The following is a 23,910-nucleotide window of genomic DNA, read 5'->3' as shown; positions in this document are numbered from 1 at the left end:
GACGGGGCCGTCTACGGCATGCGGCTGACCTCGACCGCGAACTGCGCCCCGGCCAGCAGGGCGAGGTGGGACACCCACAGCCAGATGAGGAAGACGACGACGCCGGCCAGCGAACCGTAGAGCCGTCCGTAGCTTCCGATGCCGGAGGCGTAGAGGGAGAAGCACGCCGAGGCGATCAGCCACAGCACCGCGGCCACGACTCCCCCGGGCAGGGCGTGCCGCCGCTGCCGTGCCACCGGCGGCCCGCTGCGGAACAGCACGACGACCAGCAGCGCCACCAGACACACCAGTGCGGGCCAGCGCAGCAGAAACCAGGTGGCCGCGGCGGTCCCGCCGGTGCCGCTTCGTTCGCCGATCCCCTCGGCGAGCGGTCCGGTCAGCACCAGGGCGAACGCGCTCGCGACGAGCAGGGCGAGCAGGGTCAGGGCGGTCAGCACGATCCGGGGCAGCCGGCGCATGAGGGGACGCTGGTCGGGGATCCCGTGCATCGTGTGCAGGGCACGCCGGAACACGGCGAGATAGCTGGAGGCCGACCACAGCGAGGCGACCCCGCCCGCCACGGCCACGGTCAGGGCGGCGGAACGCTCGTCGGCCATGTCCCGAAGCGCACTGTGCAGTTGGGCACCGGACTCCGCGGGGGCCCAGGTCGTCACGTGCTCGATGAGCCGGTCGGTCAGGTCCGGGCTGACCAGACCGATGAGCGAGACGGTCACGAGCAGCGCGGGCACGAGCGCGAGGACGGCGTAGTAGGTCAGTGCCGCCGCCCAGTCGGACACGTTGTCGTTCCACATCGCCGCGGGAACCCGCCGCGCGGCCGTCGGCCACACCGCTCTCAGCCGCGTCCATCCCGGCACATCCGTCGCACTCGTGGGCAGGGTCACGCGTCCTCCTGTGGGTGCACACCGCTGCGGGGCCGGGGCCTGTCCGGCAGTTCCCGTCTGCCCCGCGACGCCGCCCTCCGGGCGACAAGGGCATTGCCGGACAGGGCCTAGTACCCACGAATACCGCGCATGGGCGCTCGGGACACTTACGACTTCAGGAAGTCGGCGAGGCCCTCCGCGACCCGGTCGACGTCGCTCGTGTCGTTGTACGGGGAGAGGCCGAGACGCAGACCGCCCGGCTCGCCCAGACCCAGGTGCCGCGAGGCCTCCAGCGCGTAGAAGGATCCGGCGGGCGCGTGCACGCCCAGCCCGGCGAGGAAACGGTACGCGTCCGCCGCCGGCCGGCCGTCGAAGGTGACCAGCAGAGTGGGCGTGCGGTCGGCCGCCCTGGAGTGGACGGTGACGCCCTCCAGCCCGGCGAGCGCCCCTTCCAGCCGCTCGCGCAGCGCGCCCTCGTGGCGGCCGACGGCGGCGAACGCGGCCCGCAGGCGCTCCCGCCGCCCGCCCGTCCCGCCGGTCCCGGGAGCGAGTCCGGCGAGGAAGTCGACGGCGGCCCGGGTGCCGGCCAGGATCTCGTAGGGCAGCGTGCCGAGTTCGAAACGCTCCGGAACCGCGTCCGTGGACGGCAGCAGCTTGTCCGGCCGCAGCGTCTGAAGCAGTTCGGGGCGGGCGGCGAGCACTCCGTGATGGGGACCGAAGAACTTGTAGGGCGAGCAGACGAAGAAGTCCGCGCCCAGTTCCGTCACGTCCACGAAGTCGTGCGCGGCGTAGTGGACCCCGTCGAGGAAGAAGAGCGCGCCGGTCCGGTGGACCAGGCGGGCCATTTCCGCGACGGCCGGACGGGTGCCGATCAGGTTGGAGGCGGCGGTGACCGCCACGAGCCGGGTCCGCTCCGAGAGCAGGTCACCGACGGCGGACACGGGCAGCTCCCCGGTGGCGGGGTCGAAGTCCGCCCACCGGACCAGGACACCGGTGCGCTCCGCGGCCTGAACCCACGGGCGGATGTTGGCGTCGTGGTCCAGGCGGCTGACCACGACCTCGTCGCCCGGCTGCCAGGTCGCGGCGAGCGTGCGCGCGAAGTCGTACGTCAACTGGGTGGCGCTGCGTCCGAAGACGATCCCGCCGGGCTCGGCGCCCAGCAGGTCCGCCATGGCCTGCCGGAACTCCCGCACGGCCGTCTCGGCGTTCACCTCACCCGGCACCGTGGTCCCGCGGATCGACAGGGGGTTGCCGAGGGCGTCCGCGATGGCGGTGATCACCGGGGTCGGCGTCTGGGTGCCGCCCGGCCCGTCGAAGTGCGCGGTTCCGGCGCGCAGGGCGGGAAATTGCGCGCGCAACGCGCCGACGTCGTACGTCACCTGGGACTCCTCACGGGACGCGACCGCGTCCGGACGCCACCCGTCGCCGGGTGGTGGGGACGCGGCCCGTCCGACGGTTGCGAACGGCTGCCAACAAGTGCTGCCGTCGATCATCGCAGGGCGTCGGAGCGAGCCGGGACGAGGGCCGACCGCGAGCGCGCGGGCGGCGCCCCCGGTTCAGCCCGGCTCGCCCTCCGGGTCGACGTGCGGCAGCACGCGGTCCAGCCACCGCGGCGTCCACCAGGCGCGACTGCCCAGAAGTGTCATCACGGCGGGGACGAGAAGCAGCCGTACGACGGTCGCGTCGATCAGCACGCTCACGGCGAGCCCCAGACCCAGCATCTTCACCACGATGTTGTCGCTCACGATGAACGCGGCGAACACACTCACCATGATCAGGGCCGCACAGGTGATGACACGGGCGGTGATCTCCAGGGCGTGCGCCACGCTCGCGCCCGCGTCCCCGGTGCGCAGCCACGCCTCGTGGACGCGGGACAGCAGGAAGATCTCGTAGTCCATGCTCAGTCCGAAGATGATGGCGAACATCATCATCGGCACGTAGCTCTCGATCGGCACCTTGCCCGACACCCCCAGGGCGGGCCCGCCCCAGCCCCACTGGAAGACGGCGACGACGACGCCGTACGAGGCGGCGATGGACAGCACGTTGAGCACCGCCGCCTTGAGCGCGACCAGCAGTCCGCGGAAGACGATCAGGATGACGAGGAAGGCGAGCGCGACCACCACCGCGATGATCAGCGGGAGACGGCCGGCGACGATGTCACGGAAGTCGACCTGAGCGGCCGTGGTCCCGGTGACGTAGCCCTTGGCGCCGGTGCCGGACACGGCCTGCGGCAGGGTCTGGTCGACCAGGCGGTTCGTCAGGTCGGTGGTCACCGAGCTCTGCGCGGCCTCCGCGGAGAAGACGGTGCCCACCAGGACGTCCCCGTCCTTGGTGGCGGTCAGCGGCGTGACCGTGGCCGCGCCCGGTACGCCGGCGAGCGACGTCTGCGCCTGCGAGGCGAGTGCGGAACGCTGGCCGGCGGGCACGGCGCTCTGGTCGATGACGACGGTGAGCGGGCCGTTGGAACCGGGGCCGAAGGCCTGCGCCATGGTGTCGTAGGCCCGCCGGTCGGTGAACGACTTCGGGTCCGCGCCGTCGCCGATGTGGCCGAGCTGGATGGACAACAGCGGAATCGCGAGCACCAGCACCACGAGGACTCCGCCGGCCAGGAACCACCAGGGACGCCGCTGGACGCGCTGCGCGTAGCGGTGCCAGGTCCCCTGGACCGGTTCGCCCGCGACCGAGTCGGTCTCCGCGACGGGGCGGCGCACCCGGTAGCGGTCGATGCGGCGGCCGAGGAGTCCCAGCAGAGCGGGGACCAGGGTGAGCGCGCCGACGACCGCCGAGACGACCGTCACAGCCGCGGCGACCCCGAGTCGGGCGATGAAACCGACGCCGGAGACGGACAGTCCGGCGAGCGCGATGATCACGGTGCAGCCGGACACCAGCACGGCCCGGCCGCTGGTGGCGGTGGCCCGGCCCGCCGCCGTGACCGGGTCGGCGCCGTCGACGAGGTGCTGCCGGTGCCGAGTGATGAGGAACAGCGCGTAGTCGATGCCGACGCCGAGCCCGATCATCGTGGCCAGCGTCGGTGACACCGTGGCGAAGGTGAACGCGGCGGCCAGCAGTCCGAGGCAGGCCAGGCCGCCCACGACGCTGATCAGGGCGGTCAGCAGCGGAATGCCCGCCGCCAGGACACTGCCGAAGCCCACCAGCAGTACGACGATCGCCACCGCGAATCCGATCAGCTCGCTGACGCGGTCGTCCGCCGCCGGCCGGGCCAGTTCGCCGAGCGGGCCGCCGTAGTCGACGTCGACGCCGGCAGCCCGCAGCGGCTGCACGGCGGTGTCGACGCCGGTGAGATAGGCGTCGCCGAGCGTGGCGGGCTGGACGTCGAAGCGGACGGTGATGTAGCCGGTCTTCGCGTCGCCGGACAACGGTCCCACGTTCTGCGGGGAGGACGGCGGCGGGGTCCCGGGCGGCGGCAGCGGGTTCTGCGCCGACAGCACGTGCGGCAGCTTCCCCAGATCGGTGACGGTCTGGTTCATCTGCGGTCCGAGCGAGGTCAGCGGTGTCTTGGTGTCGTGCAGGACGATCTGGCCGCTGTAGCCGCCGGCCGCCGGGTCGTGCTTCTCGAGGACGTCCAGGCCTTGCTGCGACTGGACGCCGGAGAGCGAGAAATTGTCCGAGTAGTCCCCGCCGAACGAGCGGTCGAGCACCTGGAGGGCGACGACGGCGACCAGCCAGGCCGCGATGACGACCGCGAAGTGCCGGGCGCACCACTCCCCCAGCCGGCGCAGCCTCCCGGCCCGTACTCGTCCGCCTGCCGGGGTGGATCGGGTGGCCGGCATGGGCTGCTCCTCCGTACGACGCCTCCGACCCACTCATTGAACGTCGCGCTGATCACGACGTCATCCGCAGCCCGCGCCGCCGCTCCCCCGCGTCCCGCCGCCCCGAGAGGCATCACCGCCGGGGCCCTCGGGGCCCTCGGGGCACGACCTGCGCGGCGAATCCGGCGATGTCCTGGAGGACGCGCTCGGGCTGCTCCCAGTACAGGAGATGGCCGGAGCCTTCGTGGACGACCAGGGTCGAGCCGGGGATCGTGTCCAGGATGAGCTGCTGGTCGGCGCGGGACAGGAAGCCGTCCCGGTCGCCCCAGAGCAGCAGGGTCGGGACGAGGATTCCCCGCAGGGTCGCCGCGAGGTCCGTCTCCAGCAGGCCGCGCAGCGTCTCGCGCCACACGTACGCGGGCGGTTTGAGGCTCTCCTCGGTCATCGTCGCCATGAATCCGCGCCCCACGGGCCGGTTCACCATGCCGTCGAGCAGATCCTCGACGAAGGAACGCGGCACCGGATTCCGCAGTTCCCGGACGCTCTCCCACAACGCCGCCAGGCGGGGTTTGTCGTCGAGCACGGCCGGTACGCCCATCAGCACCAGCCCCGCGACGCGGTCCGGGTGGCTGCCCGCGACCATCCGGGCGGGCACCCCGCCGCTGGACGCTCCGGCGAGGACGGCGCGTTCGATCCCGGCGGCGTCGAGGAACCGCACCAGGTCGCGGGCGAAGTCCTCCGGGCGGTAGCCGTCCGCGGGCCGTTCGGCGTCGCCGTGTCCCCGCTGGGTGGGGGCGAAGGCGTGCAGCGCCGCTGGAAGCTGCCTGAGCAAGGGCTCGAACGTCCACCAGGAGTCCCCGATGCCGTGCACGAAAACCACGGGGACGCCGTCGGGACGGCCCGCCTCCGCGTACGGCAGCAGTAGCCCTCCCGCCAGCTGTACGGACTTCACCGCGACCGTGCGCACGGCGGCCTCCTGCCTCGGGTGGGCCCCCTCGGCGGCGGGCCGGGAAGGCGCGCGAAGATCACTCCCATCGTAGCGACGGGTGGCGCGGCGCGCCCGCCGTGCCACCCGCGGACGGCGCCCTCGCTCTCCCGCGGGCCTTCGCCCTCCCGGGGCGGCGCCGCCGTCCGAGGAGCGGACGCCACGACTGGTATGTGCAGCACACAGCTACCCTGGCGCGCGGGGGATCCGCCCCCTGGGACCGCCGCTCACCGGCTGGGCGGCCGGCGACCCGCACGGTACGGGGAGGACCGAGGGTGAGCGTGCACACCACGGACAACGGGCGGATCGTCGCCGCCCTCGACAAGGTGAGCGTGCGCCGCCTCACCACGGATCAGGTCATTCTCGACGGTGTCGACTGGCGGGTGCGTTCCGGTGAGCACTGGGCGCTGCTCGGAGCCAACGGGGCGGGCAAGACCACCCTGCTGCGGCTGATCGGCGCGCTGATGCATCCCACCACCGGCACGGTCGAGGTACTGGGGCACCGGCTCGGCAGGGTCGACGTACGGGAACTGCGTGCGCACATCGGCCTGGTGTCCCCGGCGCAGCGCGTGCCGCAGGACGCGCCCGGGCTCACCGTGGTGCTCACCGGGCACAGCGGCACCGTGCAGCCGCTGTGGCGGATGTACGGCGCCGAGGTGCGGGACCGTGCGCAGGCGCTGATGGCCGAACTGGACGTCAAGGAACTCGCCGAGCGGCCGTACGGCGTGTGCTCCGGCGGACAGCGGGCGCGGATCCTCATCGCCCGCGCGCTCATGGCCGACCCCGCGCTGCTGCTCCTCGACGAGCCGTTCAACGCGCTGGACCTGCCCTCCCGTGAGGATCTCATCGACTCGATGCGCCGGCTCGCCGACGGCCGGCCCGGGCTGACGACGATCACCGTCACGCACCATCTGGAGGAGCTGTCCCCCGCGATCGGGCACGCCCTGCTGCTCCGCGAGGGACGGATCCAGGCGTCGGGCCCGGTCGCGGACGTGCTGACCGGGGCCCGGCTGACGGCCTGCTTCGGCCGCCCGATCGAGGTCGGCCGCCACGGCGGGCGCTGGACGGCGCGCTCCGGCCGGGCGGCCTGACGGGTGCTGCCGGGGGCCTCAGTCGTCGAGACTGTCCTTGACCTTTTTCAGGTCGACGAACTTGAAGCCGGTCGCCTCGCGTTCGCCGACGGCGGGGGTCTCCTCGCCGTCCTGGACGACCAGCAGTCCGTTCGGGTACTTCGAGCCGAGGGCCGCGTTCAGCACGGCGGCGCCGTCGCACTGCTCGGAGCCGTCCAGCTCCCTCGTGGCGGCGGCGACCCGGAAGCCGCCCTCGTACTCGTTGTCGTCCTCGACTTCGCGGTCGTAGGCGGCGAAGGTGTTGTCGCCCTGGCTCGACGCGAGGAGGTAGCCGTCGCCGTCGGACTCGGTCAGGAGCGTCAGGCCCTCGACGTCCGCGGTCAGCCGGGTGCCGCCGAAGCCGGGATCGGCGCCCGCGGTGCACTCCTCGGTGGCTTCGTCGTACGTGCCGGGTACGCCGTACTCACGGACCTTCTCGACGAGGACCGGGGTGCCCGTGAGGTCGGCGGGCACGCGCCAGATGCCGACGTCCTCCTGCCCCGCGTACAGCACGCCGTCGGCCGGGTCGACGACCATGCCCTCGACCTGGGACAGTTCGCCGGGCTCCCCACAGGGCGACCAGGAGGTTCCGTCGGGCAGCCGGAAGGACGACGGCAGGTCGAGGGTGCGCACCTTGCGGTAGCCGACCGTGCCCCCGGACTTCGGGGTGAGCTCCAGCAGGGCGACGGAGGTGCGTTCGCGGCGGCTGACGAGTGCGTAGGAGCGCCCGGTCCTCCGGTCGGTCCAGGTGGCCAGGCCGTACGCCGTGCGCTGGTCGTTGATCTCGGCCTGGTCCGCGGAGAAGACGGGCGGCGCGTCCGGGGCGGTGACGTCCTTGAGGGGGCCGCCGGGGGCGTCGCGGTCGATGCGGTAGAAGCGGAGCCGGTCGTGTCCGCGGTCGCTGGTGACAGCGAGATCGGCCCTCCCGGAGGAAAGCTTCAGGCCGCTGACGAGGTCGACGTTGTTGAAGCGCCCTGGGGCGTCGTCGGGCGACTGCACCGGCGGCGCCGGGACGGACTGCACGGGGCGGGCGTCCAGGTCGTAGACGCGCAGACCGCCCTCCTTGGCGGTGGCGATCACCAGACTGCGGCCCGGCTGTGCGTTGTTGCGCCAGATGGCGGGGTCGTCCGCGTTGGCGTCGCCCCCGGCCTCGTCGTCGTACAGGGCGGGAGTCTCCGCCGTGGGCGTGATCGCGGGCAGTGTTCCGCCGTCGCTGTCCGCCTGCGCGGGCAGGGTCGCGCCGAAGGCGACGAACACGGTGGACAGGGCGAGGAAGACCGGACGGATGGGCCGGGACCTGGTCACGCGACAGCTCTCTTTCGTCAAGAACAGGACAGTCGAGGACACTCGACTTCGCGATCTTGGAAGCGTGCAACGGCCCCCGGACGTCACGCGCGCGAAGTGGGCATGTACAGAACGTGAAGGTACCCCCGCGAGGCGGTGCCCCGGAATGGGCCACACACCACCGGACCCCGCCGACCGAGGGCGCTCGCCACCGAGGTCAACCCCGCCCAAGTCTCCGCTGAGCTGGCCCAGTTCTCCCCGCCGGTGAGCCCGGGGGGCGGCCTGGGGCCGGTGTCAGCCGTCGTGTCCAGGGGCGTCCGTCCGCTTGTCGTCGGGGGGCTCCTCCTGGTCCTGCATGCGCAGGCGGATCTCGACGTGCCCCTCCACGATCCGGGTGTCGAAGGCGGGCTGGGGAGCGGTGGCGGGGCCGCGGACGTTCCAGCCGTCGGAGAGCCGGAAGACGCTGCCGTGCCAGGGGCACTCCACGCATCCGTCGGCGACGGTGCCCTCGGACAGCGGTCCCGCCAGGTGACTGCACCGCTCGGCCAGCGCGTGAATCGTCCCGCCGGTCTCGCGCACCACCAGGATCGGGACGTCGTCCACGCTGCGCCGTACCGGTTCACCGGCCGGGAACTCCTCGACGGCACCGATGCGGTGCCAGCCGGCCGAGACGACGTGCGGGACCTCCTCGGCGTGGTTGGCGCCCGAGGCCTGCCGGTAGGCCATGTGCCCGCCGAGCATGCCGCCGAGCCCGACGGCCGTGAGGCCCAGGAAGCCGTACGTCCGGCCCGCTGCGGGACGCCCCTTGATCCGGCATGCGAGCGAGGCGGCGTACAGGGCGACGCCCACCGCGTGGGAAGCGGCGTGCACCAGGCCGACGCGCTGCTGCTGGGGGTGCAGCTCCGCCCAGTCGACGGCACCGGCCAGCGCCGCAGGCACGGCTGCGGCCAGTCCGACACCGACCAGCAGATCCGCCCCACGGGAGGAACCCGGGCGCAGGTCCAGTACCGCCGCCGACAGCCAGCTGCCGATCGGTACCTGCACCATCAGCGGATGCACCGGGTGTCCCAGCCAGCGGCCGTGCAGCGCATCACGGCCGGGCCCCAGTGGCAGGGACCGTACGCCTCGGCGGAGGGCATCGATCACCCCGTCGGCCCGCGGGTCCCGCTCCAGGCGGTCCAGCAGCCACAGGGCCCGGTTCTGCCGCATCACGGGGCGGCTGTGCGTGGTACTCATACGCAAGCGGGTCTCCATCTGTGAAGACGGCAAACGGGACGACGAGACGCTCTGCGCGGCAGCTCGCCGCAATCGCAGGCACGCGAGGAGACTCCACGCCCTCTTCTCATGAAAATGCGATCATCAGGCGTGCAGGGGGTACCCGGGGGACATGTTCTTCTTCAGCAACCGCGTCGGCTGCCTGGGTTCCCTGCTCATCAGTGCGGTGGCGACCGTCATCCTTCTCATGCTGCTGAACCGCTGACGGGGAGCGGCCGGGCCTACAGGGCACAGGTGGCGCCCCGACGCACCACCCGCACCAGACGGGCCAGCCCGCGGCGTTCCACCTGTTCCAGGAAGTCCGACAGCGGTGACTTGAAAACGCCGTAGTCGTCATAGTGCACCGGCACCACACAACGAGGCCGGAGCAGTTCGACCAGCTCGGCGCCTTCTCGTCCGTCCATGGTGACGACCAGGCCGCCGGGCAGCGTCGTTCCGCCCAGGTGCACGACAGCCACGTCGAGATCGGGAAAGCGCCGCGGTAGCTCGCGCAGGTCGTCGATCAGCAGGGTGTCGCCGGTGACGTAGAGACGGGTCGCGAGAGCGCCGTTCGGCTCCCTGTGCTCAAGAACGCTGCCCATCACCGGCGGCAGCAGCACGCGGGCGCTGCCTCTCGCGTGGCTGGCGGGAACGGCGGTGAGAGTGAGTACGTGGCCGTCCTTCTCCAACTCGGCGGTCTGCCACGTCCGCAGTCCTTCTGCTCCGGCGAACTTCTGCCGGTGCAGGGCCCGGGCCGCCTTCGGCGTGGTGAGGATGCGGGTGTCGCGGTTTAGTCTCCGCTTGGCCACGCGGTCCCAGTGGTCACCGTGCATATGGGACAGAACAATGCAGTCGAGTGCGGGGAGGTCGTCGATGCCCGGAGTCGGCTCGGTCAGCCGACGGCTGACGATCCCCTTGCCGAGATAGGCGAACTGGCCCCTGTGGAGGAAGTTCGGGTCCGTAAGAACCGTGAAGGGCCCGAACCGCAGCAACACCGTCGCGGTACCGATGAAGGTCAGCTCGGCCATGATGCCCACTCCCCGCAGCCGCGGAAGGTCGTCTCGTGCCGGGTCCCCGTCATCGAGCGGGGAAAACGTGAGTACCACTCCCGGCCCCCCGCGGATCGAGCACACCTGCGACCCTTCATGCGATGTGGGGCGGGATCGCGCCGCTGTTGCCGGGCGATCCGGTCCGCGGACGGCGGTGGGCAGATCATCGCCGCCGTCCCGGCAGCGGCGGACGGAGATGACGACGTCGATGGTGGAGTGGGCGGACCCCGCACGAAGGGAACTGGAGGCACGGTCGGCGTGCCGGGCTGCCCCCAGTGCGAAGCAACGACCAATGAGGGCGGGGCGCATGGTAGACCGGACCTGAAACGTGCCGAAGCAAGGCCCGGGGGGACGAGTGCGCGGACGTCAACTGCTCAGCTACAGGGACGCGGTGGCCATTCTCACCGGCGACGGCGACGCTCTGGTCGCGGCCGACCGCGCACTCGGCGGTGTCCTCTCCGCGGCCACGGGCGGGCTCAGCGACACGGTCCTCACCGTCCTGGACGTGCAGGGCCGCGTACTGCGGGTAGGACGTGACCTCATCGCGGGACTCAGGGACAGCCGTGGAACGGGGAACCGCGCCACACGCACGCAACGACTGGCCGCCGGACACGCCGTGCTGGTGACCACCGCATTCTTCGAGGCACTCGCGGAGCTGGAACTCCCGTTTTCCTTGGCCGAGTGGGAGCTGACCCGGCAGGAGCAGCTCGCGATCACCGGTGACGGCACGGACGGCCGCGACCTCGTGGCGTCACTGCTGAACTCCGGAACACCGCAACCCGCACCGCACCAGCCGCACGAGCTCGTCGTCGCCGAGCTCCACACCTGGTACGCCGGCCGGGCGGGGCAACTCCTGCGGTTCGTCCAGGGACTGGCCCTGTGGGACCAGCTCGACGACACGCGGCGCGCGACGCTCCGGAGTGAGGTGGGCCGACTGCACGCACCGGCCGTCGCACGGTATGAGGAGCTGTATGCGCAACTCGCCCAAGACGTGCCGGAGTTCGGCTACTGGTCCGGCCAGGTGGAGCACCAGGCCACCCGCTTCTCCCTGCGCCAGGCTCTCGCCGGCATCGAGACGGCCCTGGTGGGACTGACCTCCCCGAGCCCGCTCACCCATGCCGCCGAAGCGCTCGTACGCGGCTACCGGGCCTCACTGGACCGCCCGATCCTCTCCGACGGGCAGTCCCCCGCGGGCATCGTCCTGCCCACCCTCGGCGAGGGCTACGTCGACCCCGACTTCAGGGTCCGGGCCGTGCTGGCGGGCACCCACGGTCCGGCGGAGGAGGACTGGTGGGAAGCCCAGGCGGTACGGTCCGACCTGACCGAGTACCTCGCCGGTGTCCTCACCTCCCTCGCCTCGACGACCGCCCCGGTGGTCATCCTCGGCCAGCCGGGCGCGGGCAAGTCCGTCCTGACGAAGATCCTCGCCGCCCGGCTGCCCGCGGCCGGGTTCCTGCCGGTGCGGATCGTGCTCCGGGATGTGCCCGGCGACGTGGAGGTCCAGGACCAGATCGAGGCCGCGGTCCGCACCGCGACCGGAGAGCGCGTCTCGTGGCCCGAGCTGGTGCGCGCCGCCGACGGTGCCGTTCCGGTGCTGCTCTTCGACGGCTTCGACGAACTGCTGCAGGCCACCGGTGTCAGCCAGTCCGACTTCCTGGTGCGGGTGGCCCGCTTCCAGGAGCGCGAGGCGGACCAGGGCCGGCCGGTGTTCGCCCTGGTGACCAGCCGGACGGCGGTCGCGGACCGGGCGCGCTACCCCGACGGCGCGGTGGCGCTGCGCCTGGAGCCCTTCCGGCGACGCCAGATCGGACGTTGGCTCGACCTCTGGAACGACCTCAACGCGCCCTATCTCGCCGAGCGCGGCCTGCGGGCCCTGCCCGCGGAGGTGGCCGTACGCCACCAGGTCCTCGCCTCCCAGCCGCTGCTCCTGCTGATGCTCGCCCTGTACGACGCCGCGGACAACGCCCTGCAACGGGTCCGGGACGACGATCCCCTCGAAGAAGCGCAGCTGTACGAGGAGTTGCTGGTCTCCTTCGCGATCCGCGAGGTCGGCAAGGCGGCCGCCGCCTGGCAGGACGGAGAACTGGGCGGACGCGCCGAGCAGGAACTGCAGCGCCTGTCGCTGATCTCGTTCGGCATGCTCAACCGGCGGCGCCAGTGGATCACCGCGACGGAGGCGGAGCAGGATCTGGCAGCGCTCCTGGGGCGCCCCGAACCCGTCCGCGACGGCTTCCGCGCCCCACTGGACCAGGGCGAGATCGCGCTGGGCCGGTTCTTCTTCGTCCAGCGGGCGCAGGCCGTCCGCGACGACCGGCGGCTGGCGACGTACGAGTTCCTGCACGCCACCTTCGGCGAGTACCTCGCCGCCCGGCTCGCGGTGCAGCTGCTGGAAGGGCTGCTGAGCCAGCGCCCGGCACTGACTCTGGGCCGGTCGTCCGTCGACGACGACCTGATGTACGTCCTTCTCTCCTACGCTCCCCTCTCCGCACGTCAGATGCTGCGGTTCGTCGGCGCGCGGATCAGGCGGATCCCCCAGGAGAACCGGGAGCGGCTCGGCGGTCTCCTGGTCACCGTCATGGCCGACCACCGCACCCGGACCGAGCACCGCTTCGCCGACTACCGCCCGGCCCTTCGGGCCACGTCGTCCCGTCACGGTGTATACGAGGCGAACCTGCTGGTGCTGACGCTTCTGGTGACCGGCGGGCGCAGGGCGAGCGAGCTGTTCCCGGGTGCCGACGATCCCGCGGGCGTCTGGCACCGGCGGGTGCTTCTGTGGCGGGCGGCCTTCACGGAACCGGAGTGGACCGAGTTCGCGCTGGCCCTGAGCCTGCGCCGCATATGGGCCGGGAACCGGCGCGACCTCGACGTACGCCCGGCGCACGACCTGCTCGACTCCCCCGAGCCGGTGGACGCCTACTGGCTCTACGGGCGACCGCCGGGCAGCGAACACCGCAACCGGTCGATCAGCTGGGCGCGCCCCTACCCGGACTCGATCCGGCACAAGATGGCGGTGTCGGCCGGTACCAACGACGGCGTCGTCCTGCACGCCGTCGACCCGCTGTTCCGGCGGCTGGGCTTGGCCGTCACCACCTTCGTCGGCTCCGAGGAGGGTACGGCCACCTCGGTCGCCGGCGGCCTCACCGCCCTGTGGCTCGCGGGCGGGCTGGACACCCCGGAGCACGAACTCGCCGCGCTCTACGTCCACTGTGCCGCCTTCCTCGAACCGTGGTGCGCGCTGGACGAGGACTCCCGCCGACAGGTCGCACGGCTCGTGCTCGGCCAGTTGGCCTCCGATGCCGCCCGGCTCTCGGCCGCCGTGGTGGCCACGGTGCTCGAAACGCCGGACCTGGAACAGCTCGACACCGAAGGACTCGCACGAGGGGTGACGGCAGGGGTGACCGCCCTGCGCACGCACACCTCCGACGAGGCGCTGCGCCGGGGGACTCGCGCCTGCACCGAGGCGCTCGCACGCGCTCATCCGGCCCGGCTGTTCACCCTGTGGTCCACCGACGAGCACTTCGCACGCGAACTCGGCCCGGAAACCGCACGGCTCCTGTCCGTCATGTCCGATGACGACCTGAGTGCCGTCCCCGCGGACGTCCTCGCCCGCGCGCGCCGGTCGGTGGACGGCTGATGAGTCGGCGGAGCACCACCCCGGGAACACGGTCACCCTGAGGCGTGCCTTCCACGAGCGTGCATCTGCCCCCGCGGCCTCCGTGCCGGCGGACAACGGCCACGGCCCGGCGGGAGGCGTCAGTTCACGTCTCGCTCGTGCCCCTTCCAGTACGGCTCGCGCAGCTTGTACTTCTGGAGCTTCCCCGTGGCCGTGCGGGCCAGCCGGCCGCGGAACTCCACGGAGGTCGGCGCCTTGTACCCGGCGAGGCGCTCCTTGCAGTGGGCGATCAGTTCCTCCTCCGTGACCTGCGCGCCGGGGGCGAGGACGACCAGCGCCTTGACCGTCTCGCCCCACTTCTCGTGCGGCACTCCGATGACCGCGGCCTCGGCGACCGCGGGATGGCCGAAAAGGGCGTCCTCCACCTCGATGGAGGACACGTTCTCGCCGCCGGTGATGATCACGTCCTTCTTGCGGTCGCTGATCGTCAGGTATCCGTCCTCCCCGACGGACCCGCCGTCCCCGGTGTGGAACCAGCCGCCTGCCAGGGCTCGCGCGCTCTCCTCGGGCTGCTCCCAGTAGCCCTCAAGGACCACGTTCGAACGTGCGAGGATCTCGCCCTCGTCGTCCGTGCGCAGGGTGACGCCCAGCGCGGGAGCGCCGGCCCGCACCAGCTTCTCCGCGCGCGCCCGGGGGTCGAGGGCGTCCCATTCGGCGCGGGAGCGGTTGACCGTGAGGAGCGGTGAGGTCTCGGTGAGACCGTAGATCTGGATGAACTCCCAGCCCAGTTCGGCCTCGACGCGTGCCACGGTCTTCGTGGGCGGTGGTGCCCCGGCGACGATGATCCGCACCCGGTCCCGGCCGGGGATCTCCCCGTCCCACGCACGCGCCGCGGTCAGCACAGCGTTGACGACCGCGGGCGCCGCGCACATCACCGTCACCCCGTGCTCGGCGACCCGGCGCAGGATCTCGGCCCCGTCGACCTTGCGCAGCACGACCTGCCGCACGCCCAGGGCCGACATCGCGAACGGCATGCCCCATCCGTTGGCGTGGAACATCGGCAGCGTGTGCAGATAGACGTCCCGGTCGGTGACACCCGCGTGCAGTGCGAAGGTGACAGCGTTGACCCAGATGTTGCGGTGCGTGATCTGCACGCCCTTGGGACGGGCCGTCGTACCGCTGGTGTAGTTGACGGTGGCGGTGGCGTTCTCGTCCGCCTGCCAGGGCCGCGGCTCCGTCCCGAACCGGTACAGCTCGGTGTCCGCGGCGGATCCGAGCGTGAACCGGTGCTTGCAGTCCACACCGGCGAGGCGGTCCGTCAGCTCGGGGTCGACGAGGAGCACGCTCGCGCCGCAGTGGTCGACGATGTAGCCCACCTCCTCGGCCGTCAGGCGGAAGTTGACCGGCACCAGGACCCGGCCGTGGCCGCTGACCCCGAAGAACGAGGTGAGCAGCCGCGCGCTGTTGGGCGAGACCACGGCCACCCGTGCGCCGTGCGGCACCCCGAGCGCGTCGAGCCCGGCGGCCTGGGCACGCGCCAGCTCGCCGACCCGTCCGTACGTGAGCCCCTCCCACGGCTCGGCGGGCTGGTCGGGTTCGTCGACGATGCCGATCCGGTCGGCGTACACGGTGGTGGCGCGGTCCAGGAAATCCCGGGCCCCGAAGGGGACGATCATCTTGGCTCCCGTAGCTCGGACGGTGTACGGCTCCTATCCGGCCATGGCACGCGCGTTCCGACAACCCCGCGTGGCCGTCGCTCCCCCGGCCCGCGGTGCCCTCGGACGGGTGGCCCCGCCCACCGGCGGGGGCCCGCCATACTGGGACCGGCGGGAACGGGGAGGCGGACAGGTGACGCAACAGCAGTGGCAGTACGACGTGTTGGTGGTCGGCGGCAGCGGGGTGGACACCGTCGTCCGCGTCGACTCCCTGCCGGTCCCGTTCACCGACTCGGTCCAGGTCGGCCCCATCGAGGAATGGCCGGGCCATACGGGGGGCAACGTCGCGCTGGGCACCCGGGCGCTCGGCCTGGAGGTGGGCTTCCTCGACTGCGTCGGCGACGACCGGACCGGTGCGCAGGTACGCGAGCGCCTGGCCGAGGGAGACGTGGACTTCGTCCCGTCGATCTCACCGGCGGGCACGCGCCGTGCGGTGAACCTGGTCGACGCCACCGGCCGGCGGATGTCCTTCTACGACGCCCGCGACCCGGACGACCTGCGGATGCCCCGGGACCTGTACCTGCCCCGGCTGCGACGCACCCGGCACGTCCATCTGTCCATCATGAACTTCACGCGCTTCCTGTTCGACGACATCGAGGACCTCGGCGTCCCCGTCTCGACGGATCTGCACGACTGGGACGGGCTGGCCGAGCACCACCGGGAGTTCGCCCTCCGCTCCGACCTCGTGTTCCTCAGCGCGGCGGGCGCGGGTGAGGGCACCCCGGCCCTCATGCGGGAGATCCTCCGCGCCGGGCGTGCCCACACCGTCGTCGCCACGGCGGGCGCGGACGGCTCCTACGTCCTGACCCGCGACGGCGGCTCCTCCCCCCGTCACGTCCCGGCCGTCGCCCCGCCCGCCCCGGTGGTGGACTCCAACGGCGCGGGCGACGCGTACGTCAGCGGCTTCCTCTACGGGCGGCACAGCGGCCGGGACGTTCTCGGCTGCGCCCGGCTGGGCGCGATCGCGGGCGCCCACGCGTGCACCGCCCCGGGCTCCACCGCGCTGATCACCGCGGACGCCCTCCTCGCGGCGGACCGAGCCGCCGATGCCCGAGGGCGCCTGACACCTGAGGCCCGCGGACGGTGAGGGGCCGGAGACGCTGCCCACGGCACCGGGCCCCGGCTCGCGTCGGTGCGTGCGACTCCGGGCCCACGGCCTCCCACCGCGGCACGTCCGGCCCGGACGGTGACGCGGGCACCGTGGTGACACCCGGCGTACGCACCACGTGTCGCGGCGGGCCCGCGCGATGGCGCGCCTAAGATCCGTCGCTGTGGCAGACACCTTCGACGAACTGGTCGAGAAGCAGCAGGTAGCCGACGAGGCGCACGCGAAAGTCCTGGAGCTGCGGGACAGGTTCGGGGCGCCGATGCAGCAGGGAGGCTGGACGGCTCGGCAGTCCGAGACCTACGAGACGGCGTGGCGCGCGTGGCGCGACCTCACCCGGGACGTCCAGGCCGCGGCGACCGAGTACGCGAAGGCCACCGGCCAGGAGCGCGCGGAGGTCGAGGCGGCCGTACGGCGGCGGGCGGGTTCCCCCGAGGCGCAGGACCAGTAGTCCCGTCCGGCCGGTGCTGACACTTCTTCCGTGCCCACGGCTCCTGGGGCACGGCAGAAGTGTCAGCCGGCTGGTCCTCGCACCCGGGGACGGGTGCGACGGGTCTCAGCCGTTCCAGGACCAGTCGGCGACCTCCGGCAGGTCGGTTCCGTGTTCGCGGATCCAGGCGTGGTGCCGGGTGCGGACGTCGGCCATCTGCTGGCGTACGGCGGCGGCACGGACGGCGAGGCCGGGGACGCGGTCGATGACGTCCATGACGAGCCGGTAGCGGTCCAGGTCGTTGCGGACCACCATGTCGAAGGGGGTCGTCGTGGTGCCCATCTCCTTGTAGCCGCGCACATGGAGGTTGGCGTGGCCGGTGCGCCGGTAGGTGAGCCGGTGGATCAGCCACGGATAGCCGTGGTAGGCGAAGACGACCGGCTTGTCCTCGGTGAACAGCCCGTCGTACTCGGCGTCGGGCATGCCGTGCGGGTGTTCCCCGCGAGGGAGCAGACGGGTCATGTCGACGACGTTCACGACGCGCACCGCCAGCTCGGGCAGATGCCGCCGGAGCAGGGCGGACGCGGCGAGGACCTCCTGGGTGGGGACGTCGCCCGCGCAGGCGAGGACGACGTCCGGTTCCCGGTCCCCGTTCGCGGAGCCCGCCCACTCCCAGATGCCGGCACCGCGGGCGCAGTGGGCGCGGGCCTGGTCGAGGGAGAGCCAGTCGAAGCAGGGCTGCTTGCCCGCGACGATCACGTTGACGTAGTCGCGGCTGCGCAGGGCGTGATCCGCCACGGAGAGCAGGGTGTTGGCGTCCGGCGGCAGGTAGACCCGGACGACGTCCGGGCTCTTGTTGAGGACGTGGTCCACGAAGCCCGGGTCCTGGTGGGAGAAGCCGTTGTGGTCCTGGCGCCAGACGTGCGAGGTGAGCAGGTAGTTGAGGGAGGCGATCGGCGCGCGCCACGCCAACTCCCGGGATGTGCGCAGCCACTTGATGTGCTGGTTGACCATCGAATCCACGATGTGCACGAAGGCCTCGTAGCAGGAGAACAGCCCGTGCCGCCCGGTCAGCAGGTACCCCTCGAGCCAGCCCTGGCAGAGGTGTTCGGAGAGGATCTCCATCACCCGGCCGTGGTGGTCCAGGTGTTCGTCCACCTGAAGGGTCTGCGCCTGCCAGGCCTTGCCGCTGGCACCGTAGACGGCTTCGAGCCGGTTGGAGGCGGTCTCGTCCGGGCCCACGAGCCGGAAGTCACGGCGGTCCGCGGAGTCACGCATGACCTGTTCGAGCAGGTCGCCGAGGATCCGGGTGGGCTCGTGCACGGACGCGCCCGGCTTGTCCACGGGCACGGCGAAGCGGTCGAGCGGGGCGATGGGCAGATCGCGCACGAGCAGACCGCCGTTGGCGCGCGGAGTCGCACCGAGTCGGTGCGCTCCCTCGGGAACGCAGGCGAGGACGTCGGAGGTCGGCCGTCCGTCGGCGTCGAACAGCTCCTCGGGGCGGTACGAGCGCAGCCAGGACTCCAACTGCCGCAGATGGTCCGGGTTCTCGCGCACCTTCGACAGGGGTACCTGGTGGGCGCGCCAGGTGCCCTCGACGGGCAGGCCGTCGACCTCGCCGGGACCGGTCCAGCCCTTCGGCGTGCGCAGCACGATCATGGGCCAGCGGGCCCGCTCCGGCACGCCGTCCACGCGCGCCGTGCGCTGCACGAGTGCGATGCGGTCCAGCGCCTGGTCGAAGGCGTCGGCCATGGCACGGTGGACCTGGCGGGGGTCGTCGCTGGTGACGTGGATCGGCTCGTGGCCGTATCCCCGCAGCAGTTCGTCCAGTTCGGACTCCGGGATGCGGGACAGCACGGTCGGGTTGGCGATCTTGTACCCGTTCAGGTGGAGGATCGGCAGGACGGCGCCGTCGTGGACCGGGTCGAGGAACTTGTTGGAGTGCCAGGAGGCGGCGAGCGGGCCGGTCTCCGCCTCGCCGTCACCGATGACGCAGGCGACCAGCAGGTCGGGGTTGTCGAAGGCGGCTCCGTAGGCGTGCGCGAGCGAGTAGCCCAGTTCACCGCCCTCGTGGATCGAGCCCGGCGTCTCCGGGGCGACGTGGCTGGGCACTCCGCCGGGGAACGAGAACTGCCGGAAGAGCCGGTCCATCCCGGCCGCGTCCCGTGAGACGTTCGGGTAGGTCTCGCTGTAGCTGCCCTCCAGCCAGGAGTTCGCGAGTACGGCGGGGCCGCCGTGGCCCGGCCCCCATACGCACAGCGCGTCGAGACCGCGGGCCTTGATCACCCGGTTGAGGTGGGTGTACACGAGGTTGAGGCCGGGCGAGGTGCCCCAGTGGCCGAGCAGTCGCGGCTTGATGTGGGCCGGGGTGAGGGGCTCGGTCAGCAGCGGGTTGGCCAGGAGGTAGATCTGGCCCACGGCAAGGTAGTTGGCCGCTCGCCAGTGGGCGTCCAGGGTGCGCACCTCCTCGTCGCTCAGTACGGTGCTTCCCTGGTGTTCGGCCTTCGTCATCGTGACTCCGTACGTCATCGGGCGGGCGGGGCGGAAGGCGGCGACGGCGCCGACGTGCGTCCAGCTTTACGCCGGGCGTCTGCCCGCTGCGCGCCGTTTCGTGCGCTTCGGCCGGAACCGGACCGTTCGGCGCGGTGACCGTCGGCGTCGCACGGTCCGCCGTGGACCCGGTCGTGCCGTACGTCCTGGCGGGAGCGGAGGTCCGATGCGGTGGGGGAATTCCCGGGTGGCCCGCTCGTCGAGGGGCGTTTCAGGCGGCTTCCGTGCCCGGACGCTCCCGTCCGGCCGACGGTTCGGCGGGTCCGGTCCTCGGTACGAGCCACAGATGCCCGCGTCGCCGTGCGTGCCGTGCGTGCCGCGCGGCACGCACGGGGCGGAACATCCTCTCCTCGTACCGGTCCATGAGCAGTAACAGGCCGAGCAGCAACGGCGGCACACCCACCGCGACGAAAAGCATGCCAGGTCCCCCTTCGGCGCCCTCGTGTCCGAGTAGCCCGGTTTCGCCCGGTGAAAGCCGCGGACGGTGAAGGACGCGTGACCATCCCATGGAGAGGAAGCGGCCGCGAGTCCCTCTCCCCGGGAAGAGTCGCGTCCGTCCGGTGTCCCGAGGTCACCGGACGGACGCGCGACGGAGGGGCTACCGGCGCGGGCCGCCCTCCTCGTCGTCGTCCATGACGCCCTCGGTGGCTATCTCCTCACGGCGGGCCTCAGACGTGACCGTCTCGTTCTCGACCTGCTCCTCGGTGCTCAGTCGTACGCGTTCCACCGGAACCGTTTCCGTCTCCACCACGGGGCGTTCGGCGTGGAGGGTGACCTCGTGCTCGGCCTCGGTGATCTCCGGGCCGGACAGTGCGGCGTCCCGGTTGGCGTCGGTGATGGGTTCCCGCTCGATACGGACCTCTTCGTGCCGCAGCGGGACGGTGCGCTGCACCTCTTCCGTCACCACGTACTTGCGCAGGCGGGCGCGTCCGGTCTCGTACCGTTCGGCACCGACGTGCACCTGCTCCTCGGAGCGTGTCATCGCGTCGTCGCCGCGCATGCCCTCGCGGTCACCGGAGACACGGCCCGCGGCGCCACGGCCGGTCCCTGCCATCCCCGGCCTGTCGGCCATGTCCCGGGTGCCGGTCGTGTCGGTGGTGTCATCCATCTCCCCGGTGCCGGCCATCCCCGTCGTCCCGGTCATGCCGGTGGTCCCGGAGTGGGCCCAGCCTTCACCGCCTGGCTGGTTCGCCTGCTGCCATGCGTCGTCCCATTCGATGCCGTAGTGCTCGTAGAGACGGTGCTCCTCGGCTTCGGACAGATGCCCGCCGCCGTCCACGTCGACATTGGGCGCGTCCTTGACCATGCCCTTGGCGTACGGCACCTCGAGGTGATCCTCCACCACCACCGCCTCGCCGATCGGCACGAAGGACTCGCTGGTGCCGAACAGTCCCGTCTTGACGCTGACCCATTCCGGCTGGCCGGTGGCGTCGTCGTAGAAGACGTGCTTCGCCTCGCCGATCTTGTTGCCTTCGGAGTCGTAGACAGGGTGTTCCAGAACCGTCGAGATCTGCTCCTGGGTGATCATTCCTCAGCACCTTCCCTCTGTGCTTCTCAGCGTGCTCTTCAGCATTCGGCTCTTCCACGGGTCACCGTGACCTATGGGTATGAAACGTAAAGAAAGGGACTAATGTGTCAGCGTATTGATCGCGCAGCGAACCCTGGGTGGCCGACGCAGCGTGTGACGGGAGATCCACAGCGCGGCATTGTCAGTGGTGGCGGGCAGGATGGCGGCCATGACCACACCTGCAGCAGTGATCGTCGACGCCGCCGGCTACGCCGAGGCGGTCGAGGAGGCCGTGAAGGCGTCGGCCGCCTATTACACGGGCGGCACCTCCGCACTGGACGACGACGCCTACGACCGGCTGGTGCGCGGCATCGCCGCCTGGGAGGCCGAGAACCCGGACCGGGTCCTGCCCGGCTCCCCCACCGGGAAGGTCGCCGGTGGCGCTGTCGACGGCGACGTTCCGCACACGGTGGCGATGCTGAGCCTGGACAACGTGTTCTCCGCCGAGGAGTTCACCGCGTGGACGGTGTCGCTGGCGCGCCGGATCGGCCATGACGTCACGCGGTTCAGCGTCGAGCCCAAGCTCGACGGGCTGGCGATCGCCGCCCGTTACACCCGGGGACGCCTGGGGCGGCTCGTCACGCGCGGCGACGGCACGGCCGGAGAGGACGTCTCGCACGCGATCGGCACCGTCGACGGCCTGCCGGTCCGGCTCACCGAACCGGTCACGGTGGAGGTGCGCGGCGAAGTCCTCATGACCACCGGCCAGTTCGAGCACGCCAACGAGCTGCGCACCGCCCACGGCGGGCAGCCGTTCGCGAACCCGCGCAACGCCGCCGCGGGCACACTGCGTGCCAGGGACCGCGCCTACACGGTACCGATGACGTTCTTCGGCTACGGCCTGCTGCCGCTCGCGGGCACGGACCCGGACCTCGCGGCGCGACTGGGTGAACTCGCCCACGGCGACCTCATGTCGGAGGCCGCCCGCCTCGGGGTCAACACCCCCGGTGGCACCGCCGTGTCAGGCGTCGTGGTCGACACCGCCGAACAGGCCCTGGTCCGCGTCCGGGAAATCGCCGCGCTGCGGGCGGAGTTGCCGTTCGGGATCGACGGAATCGTCGTCAAGGCCGACCTGGCCGCCGACCAGCGGGCCGCGGGTTCGGGCTCGCGCGCTCCCCGCTGGGCGATCGCCTACAAACTCCCCGCAGTCGAGAAGATCACCCGCCTGCTGGGGGTGGAGTGGAACGTGGGCCGCACCGGCATCATCGCCCCTCGCGCGGTCCTGGAGCCGGTCGAGATCGACGGCTCCGTCATCACGTACGCCACCCTGCACAACCCGGCCGACATCACCCGCCGCGACCTGCGCCTGGGCGACCATGTGATGGTCCACCGCGCCGGTGACGTCATCCCCCGAGTCGAGGCCCCCGTCGCGCATCTGCGCACCGGCGAGGAACAGCCGATCGCCTTCCCCGCGGCCTGTCCGCGGTGCGGCTCCGGGATTGACACCGGCGAGCAGCGCTGGCGCTGCGAGAACGGCCGCAACTGCCACCTGGTGGCCTCCCTCTCGTACGCGGCCGGACGCGACCAGCTCGACATCGAGGGCCTTGGAGCCACTCGCGTCGTCCAGCTGGTCGAGGCGGGTCTCGTGTCCGATCTCGCCGACCTGTTCACCCTCACCCGGGACCAGCTCCTGAGCCTGGAGCGCATGGGCAAGACGAGCACCGACAACCTGCTCGCCGCGATCGCGGCGGCCAAGGGGCAGCCCCTGTCGCGGGTGCTGTGCGCGCTCGGCGTACGGGGCACCGGCCGCTCCATGTCCCGGCGCATCGCCCGGCACTTCGCCACGATGGACGCCCTCCGCGCAGCCGATGCCGCGGCGATACAGCAGGTCGAGGGCATCGGCACCGAGAAGGCCCCGTCCATCGTCGCCGAACTGGCCGAACTGGCCCCGCTCATCGACAGACTCACCGCGGCCGGGGTGAACATGGCCGAGCCCGGAGCCACCCCGCCGGCCCCCGCGGGCGGTGACGCCGACGACGAGGCGGCCGGGGAGCCCGCGGCCGGGCCACTCGCCGGGATGACGGTCGTCGTCACCGGCGCGATGACCGGCGCGCTGGAGAAGCTCAGCCGCAACCAGATGAACGAACTCGTCGAGCGCGCCGGTGGCCGCTCGTCCTCCAGCGTCTCGGGGAAGACCGGTCTCGTGGTCGCCGGCGAGGGTGCCGGGTCCAAGCGTGCCAAGGCCGAGGCGCTGGGGGTGCGCCTCGTCACTCCGGCCGAGTTCGCCGTCCTGGTCGCCGATCTCCTCGACTGACCGAGCCGGAAACCGCCATGGCGCACGTCACATCCGGCCGGTAGTGGCGCGGGAACACCCCACAACGGTTTATCGTTCATCTATACGTGGCTGCGGAGGGGACAGTGTCCCCGGGCCTCACCCATGGCCCGTGGGGACGATTGTCCGGCTGAAGCCCCACGGAGCCTTTCGCCGCGAGGCGACCGCCCTCCGCCTGTCACCCCGTACGGCCCCGGCTGGTCTCCCCCGTCCAGCCGGGGTCTTTTGCCGTCCGCCCCCCTCCTCCGGTCCGGCTCGGCTCCTCCGCGCGCGCGTTCGCGGTGTCGCCCACGGACGACGAGGCGTGAATGCCGCCTCCCGGGACACACAGGAGTTCTCGACGGTCT

16 protein-coding genes are annotated in these 23,910 nt (G+C 71.9%); 5 read left to right on the top strand and 11 right to left on the bottom strand.

The window, feature by feature from the left end:
- Window positions 1–11 precede the first annotated feature (11 nt).
- The 4 genes from ACFYP4_RS21385 to ACFYP4_RS21370 all read right to left on the bottom strand — a co-directional run bounded on the left by ACFYP4_RS21385 (window position 12) and on the right by ACFYP4_RS21370 (window position 5,597).
- Window positions 12–881 (bottom strand): YihY/virulence factor BrkB family protein, encoded by an 870-nt coding sequence (locus ACFYP4_RS21385; RefSeq protein WP_358854964.1) that lies wholly within the window; start codon window positions 879–881, stop codon window positions 12–14.
- Window positions 882–1,027: 146 nt separating this feature from the next.
- The gene (locus ACFYP4_RS21380) at window positions 1,028–2,239 is read right to left on the bottom strand and encodes a cysteine desulfurase-like protein (protein ID WP_358854965.1); all 1,212 of its coding nucleotides are present in this window, start codon (window positions 2,237–2,239) and stop codon (window positions 1,028–1,030) included.
- Window positions 2,240–2,416: 177 nt separating this feature from the next.
- Window positions 2,417–4,651, bottom strand: coding sequence for an MMPL family transporter (locus ACFYP4_RS21375; RefSeq protein WP_388787100.1), 2,235 nt, complete (start codon window positions 4,649–4,651; stop codon window positions 2,417–2,419).
- A 112-nt stretch (window positions 4,652–4,763) separates the two neighbouring features.
- Window positions 4,764–5,597, bottom strand: coding sequence for an alpha/beta hydrolase (locus tag ACFYP4_RS21370; protein ID WP_358854967.1), 834 nt, complete (start codon window positions 5,595–5,597; stop codon window positions 4,764–4,766).
- A 293-nt stretch (window positions 5,598–5,890) separates the two neighbouring features.
- Between ACFYP4_RS21370 and ACFYP4_RS21365 the strand changes: the two genes are divergently transcribed.
- The gene (locus ACFYP4_RS21365) at window positions 5,891–6,706 is read left to right on the top strand and encodes an ABC transporter ATP-binding protein (protein WP_388787097.1); all 816 of its coding nucleotides are present in this window, start codon (window positions 5,891–5,893) and stop codon (window positions 6,704–6,706) included.
- Window positions 6,707–6,724: 18 nt separating this feature from the next.
- On the opposite strand, the gene ACFYP4_RS21360 is transcribed toward ACFYP4_RS21365, so the two are convergent.
- The 3 genes from ACFYP4_RS21360 to ACFYP4_RS21350 all read right to left on the bottom strand — a co-directional run bounded on the left by ACFYP4_RS21360 (window position 6,725) and on the right by ACFYP4_RS21350 (window position 10,290).
- Complete coding sequence (locus ACFYP4_RS21360) at window positions 6,725–8,029, bottom strand: phytase (RefSeq protein WP_388787094.1); 1,305 nt, start codon at window positions 8,027–8,029, stop codon at window positions 6,725–6,727.
- Window positions 8,030–8,302: 273 nt separating this feature from the next.
- The gene (locus ACFYP4_RS21355; protein ID WP_388787091.1) at window positions 8,303–9,244 is read right to left on the bottom strand and encodes a Rieske 2Fe-2S domain-containing protein; all 942 of its coding nucleotides are present in this window, start codon (window positions 9,242–9,244) and stop codon (window positions 8,303–8,305) included.
- A gap of 260 nt (window positions 9,245–9,504) precedes the next feature.
- Window positions 9,505–10,290: an MBL fold metallo-hydrolase gene (locus tag ACFYP4_RS21350; RefSeq protein ID WP_358854969.1), complete on the bottom strand. Its 786-nt coding sequence runs from the start codon at window positions 10,288–10,290 to the stop codon at window positions 9,505–9,507.
- Between the two features lie 412 nt (window positions 10,291–10,702).
- Between ACFYP4_RS21350 and ACFYP4_RS21345 the strand changes: the two genes are divergently transcribed.
- A complete protein-coding gene (locus ACFYP4_RS21345; protein WP_388787088.1) occupies window positions 10,703–13,945 on the top strand; it encodes an NACHT domain-containing protein in 3,243 nt (1,080 codons plus the stop codon).
- A 119-nt stretch (window positions 13,946–14,064) separates the two neighbouring features.
- Here ACFYP4_RS21345 and ACFYP4_RS21340 read toward each other — a convergent pair whose 3' ends face one another.
- A complete protein-coding gene (locus ACFYP4_RS21340) occupies window positions 14,065–15,600 on the bottom strand; it encodes an AMP-binding protein (protein WP_358854971.1) in 1,536 nt (511 codons plus the stop codon).
- A 172-nt stretch (window positions 15,601–15,772) separates the two neighbouring features.
- Here ACFYP4_RS21340 and ACFYP4_RS21335 point away from each other — a divergent pair, with 172 nt between their 5' ends.
- Together ACFYP4_RS21335 and ACFYP4_RS21330 are read left to right on the top strand one after the other, a co-directional pair.
- Window positions 15,773–16,726, top strand: coding sequence for a carbohydrate kinase family protein (locus ACFYP4_RS21335; RefSeq protein WP_388787085.1), 954 nt, complete (start codon window positions 15,773–15,775; stop codon window positions 16,724–16,726).
- A 184-nt stretch (window positions 16,727–16,910) separates the two neighbouring features.
- Window positions 16,911–17,195, top strand: a complete 285-nt coding sequence (locus tag ACFYP4_RS21330) for a hypothetical protein (RefSeq protein ID WP_358854973.1) — start codon at window positions 16,911–16,913, stop codon at window positions 17,193–17,195.
- Window positions 17,196–17,300: 105 nt separating this feature from the next.
- On the opposite strand, the gene ACFYP4_RS21325 is transcribed toward ACFYP4_RS21330, so the two are convergent.
- The 3 genes from ACFYP4_RS21325 to ACFYP4_RS21315 all read right to left on the bottom strand — a co-directional run bounded on the left by ACFYP4_RS21325 (window position 17,301) and on the right by ACFYP4_RS21315 (window position 21,252).
- Window positions 17,301–19,685 (bottom strand): phosphoketolase family protein, encoded by a 2,385-nt coding sequence (locus ACFYP4_RS21325; RefSeq protein ID WP_358854974.1) that lies wholly within the window; start codon window positions 19,683–19,685, stop codon window positions 17,301–17,303.
- A gap of 250 nt (window positions 19,686–19,935) precedes the next feature.
- On the bottom strand, window positions 19,936–20,142 hold the full coding sequence (locus ACFYP4_RS21320) for a hypothetical protein (RefSeq protein WP_388787081.1): 207 nt from the start codon (window positions 20,140–20,142) through the stop codon (window positions 19,936–19,938).
- 180 nt (window positions 20,143–20,322) lie between these two features.
- Entirely contained in the window at window positions 20,323–21,252 is a 930-nt protein-coding gene (locus ACFYP4_RS21315) for a PRC and DUF2382 domain-containing protein (protein ID WP_358855637.1), read from the bottom strand.
- A 208-nt stretch (window positions 21,253–21,460) separates the two neighbouring features.
- Between ACFYP4_RS21315 and ligA the strand changes: the two genes are divergently transcribed.
- The gene (gene ligA, locus ACFYP4_RS21310; RefSeq protein ID WP_388787078.1) at window positions 21,461–23,545 is read left to right on the top strand and encodes an NAD-dependent DNA ligase LigA; all 2,085 of its coding nucleotides are present in this window, start codon (window positions 21,461–21,463) and stop codon (window positions 23,543–23,545) included.
- Window positions 23,546–23,910 lie beyond the last annotated feature (365 nt).

The organism is Streptomyces sp. NPDC005551 (genome assembly GCF_042871785.1).
Lineage (GTDB): Bacteria > Actinomycetota > Actinomycetes > Streptomycetales > Streptomycetaceae > Streptomyces.
Note: the sequence above shows the minus strand (reverse complement) of the source record. Positions and strands in the feature narration are given on the sequence as shown.